The 5,249-nt window shown below is 64.7% G+C and carries 6 protein-coding genes; 5 read left to right on the top strand and 1 reads right to left on the bottom strand.

What is annotated here, in order from left to right; genetic code table 11:
• Window positions 1–122: 122 nt before the first annotated feature.
• Window positions 123–248 carry a type B 50S ribosomal protein L36 gene (gene ykgO / locus SPR01S_RS20370; protein WP_003046794.1) on the top strand — a complete coding sequence of 42 codons (126 nt, stop codon included), beginning with the start codon at window positions 123–125 and terminating at the stop codon, window positions 246–248.
• Window positions 249–596: 348 nt separating this feature from the next.
• Here ykgO and pyk read toward each other — a convergent pair whose 3' ends face one another.
• Window positions 597–2,051 carry a pyruvate kinase gene (gene pyk, locus SPR01S_RS20375; protein ID WP_066593499.1) on the bottom strand — a complete coding sequence of 485 codons (1,455 nt, stop codon included), beginning with the start codon at window positions 2,049–2,051 and terminating at the stop codon, window positions 597–599.
• Window positions 2,052–2,125: 74 nt separating this feature from the next.
• Here pyk and SPR01S_RS20380 point away from each other — a divergent pair, with 74 nt between their 5' ends.
• The 4 genes from SPR01S_RS20380 to SPR01S_RS20395 all read left to right on the top strand — a co-directional run bounded on the left by SPR01S_RS20380 (window position 2,126) and on the right by SPR01S_RS20395 (window position 5,160).
• Window positions 2,126–2,494 (top strand): DUF1244 domain-containing protein, encoded by a 369-nt coding sequence (locus SPR01S_RS20380; protein ID WP_066593501.1) that lies wholly within the window; start codon window positions 2,126–2,128, stop codon window positions 2,492–2,494.
• 162 nt (window positions 2,495–2,656) lie between these two features.
• Complete coding sequence (locus SPR01S_RS20385; RefSeq protein ID WP_218016277.1) at window positions 2,657–2,899, top strand: DUF2312 domain-containing protein; 243 nt, start codon at window positions 2,657–2,659, stop codon at window positions 2,897–2,899.
• Window positions 2,900–3,104: 205 nt separating this feature from the next.
• On the top strand, window positions 3,105–4,232 hold the full coding sequence (locus tag SPR01S_RS20390) for a BaiN/RdsA family NAD(P)/FAD-dependent oxidoreductase (RefSeq protein ID WP_084251332.1): 1,128 nt from the start codon (window positions 3,105–3,107) through the stop codon (window positions 4,230–4,232).
• Between the two features lie 184 nt (window positions 4,233–4,416).
• A complete protein-coding gene (locus SPR01S_RS20395) occupies window positions 4,417–5,160 on the top strand; it encodes a YebC/PmpR family DNA-binding transcriptional regulator (protein ID WP_066593509.1) in 744 nt (247 codons plus the stop codon).
• The last annotated feature ends 89 nt before the right edge of the window (window positions 5,161–5,249 follow it).

The raw sequence follows: 5,249 nt of genomic DNA on the forward strand, positions 1-5,249 counted from the left end.
GAAAGCTGACAACGACTCTAAGACGTAGCCGGTTTTCCCTGCCCGTGGGTTGACTTCGGGCAACCCCCACTATAGGCGGCGCGGCTTCCAGTTTCACAGCAATTTAAAGAAGCGAATCGATCATGAAGATCCGCAATTCACTGAAGTCGCTCAAGGACCGGCATCGCGACAATCGCGTGATCCGCCGCCGTGGCCGCACCTACGTCATCAACAAGACCAACCGTCGCTTCAAAGCCCGCCAGGGCTAAGCTGCGGACGCTCTGCCGCCGCCGTTACCGGCGTAGGCAGGTTGACGACCGGAACCTCGAGTTCCTGACGGGCGCCTGATCGACGAGATCGGGCGCTCTTCGCGTTTGTGCGTGACTTGCCATGCCTGCTCGCTCGACAACCGCGATGTAAAGTGCCGATCCAACGATCTTGACGTAAGCTCTAATTCGTCATCCCGGGCTTGTCCCGGGATCCGCCGCGCCACCGGCTATGGCTTCCGTGGTTGCACGGCAGACCCCGGCACAAGGCCGGGGTGACGACGGTTAGGAAGCGGATCGTGATCGAGCCTCTCGCGGTCCGGCTAGCTCAGCCGATCCTGCCGCCAGGCTTCAACTATACCCCTTCAACTCGTCGCCGATGATCCGCACGACGTGGAGCACGTTGGTCGATCCCGGCGTCTTGAACGGCACGCCGGCCATCACGATCACGCGGTCGCCTGCTTCGGCCAGATGATGGCGCAGCACCATACGCTTGGCCTTGGCGACCATTTCCTCGAACGAGTCGACGTCGCGCGTGTGGACCGCATACGCACCCCACAACAGGCCCGACCGCCGCGCCGTCTCCATCTTCGGCGTCAGCACCATGACCGGCACGCCGGGGCGCTCGCGCGCGATGCGCCGTGCGGTCGATCCCGAACTGGTGAAGCAGACGATCACCTTGGCATCGATCGTCCGCGCGATGTTCTTGGCCGATTCGGACAGCGCGTCGGCGGTTGTGGGATCCGAGCGGATCACGGTGAAGTGGATGCGGTCGCCATGCGCCGGATCGCTTTCGACCGCCTCGCCGATCGCGTTCATCATCGCCACCGATTCGATCGGCCATTTGCCGGCCGCCGATTCGGCCGACAGCATGATCGCGTCCGCGCCGTCATAGATCGCGGTGGCGACGTCGGAGACTTCGGCACGGGTCGGCGACGGCGATTCGATCATCGACTCGAGCATCTGTGTCGCGACCACCACCGGCTTGCCCTGGCGGCGCGCGCTCTCGACGATCCGCTTCTGCAGCGGCGGGACGGTCTGCGGCGGCAATTCGACGCCGAGGTCGCCGCGCGCGACCATCACGCCGTCGCACGCCTCGATGATCTCCTCGAGCCGCTCGATCGCCGCGGGCTTTTCGATCTTGGCAAGCAACGCCGCCTTGCCGCCGATCAGCTTGCGCGCCTCCATCAGATCCTCGGGCCGCTGCACGAAGCTGAGCGCGATCCAGTCGACATTCTGCTCGACCGCAAAGGCCAGATCGCTGCGGTCCTTTGCGGTCAGCGCCGCCATCGGGACGACCACGTCGGGGACGTTCAGCCCCTTATTGTTGCTGAGCGGCCCGCCGACCTCGACATTGGTGACGATCCGCTTGTCGTCATGCTCGATCACCCGGAGCACCAATTTGCCGTCGTCGAGCAGCAGGCGCGCGCCGGCTTCCATCGCATCGAAGATTTCCTTGTGCGGCAATTCGACCCGGCGCGCGTCGCCCGGCGTCTTGTCGCGGTCGAGCACGAACATCGAATCGGTCTTGAGCTCGACGCGTCCTTCGGCGAACTTGCCGACGCGCAACTTGGGCCCTTGGAGGTCGGCCAGGATGGTGGTCGGCCGGCCATATTTCTTTTCCAGCCCGCGGATCGCCTCGATCACGCCGACCTTCGACGCCTGGTCGCCATGGCTCATGTTGACGCGAAACGCGTCGGCGCCGGCTTCGAACAGCTTGGCGATCATTTCGGGCGTGTTGCTCGCCGGGCCCAATGTCGCGAGAACGCGAACCTTGCGCGAGCGAGGAGCGATGGCCTTGGTCATCCTGGGGAGGTTCCTCTGCTTGTCGAGCGCATGCCCTAGTGCCTATCTCCGACGGATCAACCTTGGAGCGTATAATGGATAAGCTCGACCAACTCGACGACGCATCGGCTGCAACAGCCTTTCGTCGACTGGTGCGCCTGTTGAGGCATCGCGAGGACGCACAGAATATCGACCTGATGGGGCTGGCCGGCTTCTGCCGCAACTGCCTGTCGGATTGGGTCGGCGAAGCCGCCGGCCTGTCGAAAGCCGAGGCGCGCGAGATCGTCTATGGCGAGCCCTATGATAGCTGGAAGGCGCGCCAGCCCGAGGCGACGACCGAGCAATTGCGGCGGATGGACGAGAGCATGGCGAAGAACGAAGCGCTGGAGGAGGCGTTGGACGAGGCTCTCGACGAGAGCTTCCCGGCGAGCGACCCACCTTCGATGACGGAGCCCAATCGCTAACGATCGGTCGAATAGCGGTTGAGGGCGCGGCATCGACCGCTTAGACGGCGGCCAAGCGCGCTGGCCGCGCCAATGCGATATCGCAATCCATTTCGAAACAGGCGGGCGGGGAGCTGCGCCTCAAAGTGAGGACTTATGGCTGACGAAGAACGGGGTGAAGGCATGGGCGGCGGTCGCGTCGCGGCGGACGAGCTGCGGCTGCTGATCGAGCGTGCCGAGCGCCTGGAAGAAGAGAAGAAGGGTATCGCCGACGACATCAAGGACGTGATGGCCGAGGCGAAGAGCCGCGGCTACGACGTCAAGGCGATCCGCAAGATCCTGGCAATCCGCAAGAAAAAGCGCGAGGAATATCAGGAGGAAGAGGCGATCCTCGAAACCTATCTTCACGCGTTGGGCATGCTCTGATTGGGGCGATTGGCTGCCGACGCTGCGCAGAATACGCTTCCCCGGCGAAGGCCGGGGCCCAGTGTCGGGTTGCTTGATTGGCTAGCGCAATCCTTTCCTCACTTAACCCTTCGCAACTGGTCCCCGGCCTTCGCCGGGGAGGCGTGAAGGGGTGAGCTCATCGCCAACCCATCACGCCATCATCCTCGGTGCCGGTGCCGCAGGGATGATGGCGGCCGCGGTGGCGGGGCGAAACGGGCGGCGCGTGTTGCTCGCCGATCACGCCGACGCACCGGGCAAGAAGATCCTGATCTCGGGCGGCGGGCGGTGCAACTTCACCAATGTCCGTGCCGGTCCGGACAATTACCTATCGGCCAATCCGCATTTCGCGCGCTCGGCGCTGGCGCGCTATACGCCGGCCGACTTCATCGAGCTGGTCGACCGCTACGGCATCGCCTGGCACGAGAAGACGTTGGGCCAATTGTTCTGCGATGGTTCGGCCAAACAGATCGTCGCGATGCTGCTCGACCAATGCGCGCAGGGCGGCATCGAGCTGAGCCTGGGCCATGGTGCGGGTGAGATCGCGCATGCCGACGGCCGGTTCAGCTTGACGCTCGGTCGCCGCACGGTGTCGGCGCCCAAGCTGGTGATCGCTACGGGCGGCCCGTCGATCCCCAAGATGGGCGCGACCGGCTTCGCTTATGACGTCGCCCGGCGATTCGGCCTGAAAGTGGTCGAGCCGCGCCCGGCGTTGGTGCCGCTCACGCTCGGCGGCGACGATGTGCTGTTCCGTGACCTGTCGGGGGTCGCGACCGAGGTTGTCGCGAGCGCGGGGCAGGGGCGATTCCGCGAGGCAGCCTTGTTCACGCATCGCGGGCTGTCGGGACCGGCGATCCTGCAAGTCTCGTCCTACTGGCGAAGCGGCGAGGCGGTGGCGATCGACTTCCTCCCCGATCGCGACGCCGGCTGGCTGCTCGCCGAAAAGCGCGCGCGGCCGCGAGCGACGCTGCGATCGGCTCTGGGGCAGGCATTGCCCGACCGCCTTGCGGAGACGCTGGCAGAGCGGCTGGCGCTTTCCGGCAACCTCGCCGATCTGCCCGACAAAGCCCTGGCAGCGGCGGAGGTGCAACTCGCCGGCTGGACCTTCCACCCCAACGGCACCGAGGGATTCGCCAAGGCCGAAGTGACGATCGGCGGCGTCGCGACCGATGGCCTCTCGCAAAAGACGATGGAGGCAAGGACAATCCCCGGCCTCCATTTCATCGGCGAGGCGGTCGACGTCACCGGATGGCTCGGCGGCTACAATTTCCAATGGGCCTGGGCTTCGGCCGTTGCCTGTGGGGAGGCGTTGTAAGGATTGCTCGCACAAAGAAGTAGGAGTGTGTGCTCCGTCGGAGCCCTTCTTGGCCTTGAGGGTCTCCCGATTGCATATGCGATGCCTCTTCGCGCCTTCGCGTCTTTGTGCGATCCAATTTATCCGAGCTTTGACCCCTCGCGCCGCCTGATCTAGAGACCCGCCCAACATCCATGAGGACCCAATGGCAGGCCATTCCAAGTTCAAGAACATCATGCATCGCAAGGGCGCGCAGGATAAGAAGCGCTCGGGCATGTTCTCCAAGCTCAGCCGCGAAATCACCGTCGCCGCGAAAATGGGGCTTCCCGACCCCGACATGAACCCGCGCCTGCGCGCCGCGGTCAACGCGGCCAAGGCGCAGTCGATGCCCAAGGACAATATCCAGCGCTCGATAGACAAGGCGAGCCGCGGGGATGCCGAGAATTACGAGGAAATCCGCTACGAGGGTTTCGGCCCGGGCGGCGTGTCGCTGATCATCGAGGCGCTGACCGACAATCGCAACCGCACCGCGACCAATGTGCGCACCGCGGTCAGCAAGAATGGCGGCAATCTCGGCGCGTCGGGCTCGGTCAGCCATGCCTTCGACCGCATGGGCCTGATCACCTATCCGATAACGGCGGCCGACGCTGATAAGGTGTTTGAGGCCGCCCTCGAAGCCGGCGCGGAGGACGTGACTTCGTCCGAGGACGGCCACGAAATCTGGACCTCCAATGAATCGCTGCACGAAGTCGCCAAGGCGCTCGAGCCGGTGCTGGGCGAAGCCGAGAGCGCCAAGCTCGCCTGGCGCCCCCAGACCATGGTCGAGGTCGGTGAGGGCGACGCCGCGACGTTGTTCAAGCTGATCGACGCGCTTGACGACGATGACGACGTCCAGACCGTATGGGGCAATTACGAAGTCTCCGACGCGGTGATGGAGAAACTGGGGTGAATCAATTCCTCCCCGGAACGGGGAGGGGGACCGCTCGCGAAGCGAGTGGTGGAGGGGGCCCTCCACGAAACTACACCGGCTGGGAGGGG

Source organism: Sphingomonas pruni NBRC 15498 (assembly GCF_001598455.1).
Classification (GTDB): Bacteria; Pseudomonadota; Alphaproteobacteria; order Sphingomonadales; family Sphingomonadaceae; genus Sphingomonas; species Sphingomonas pruni.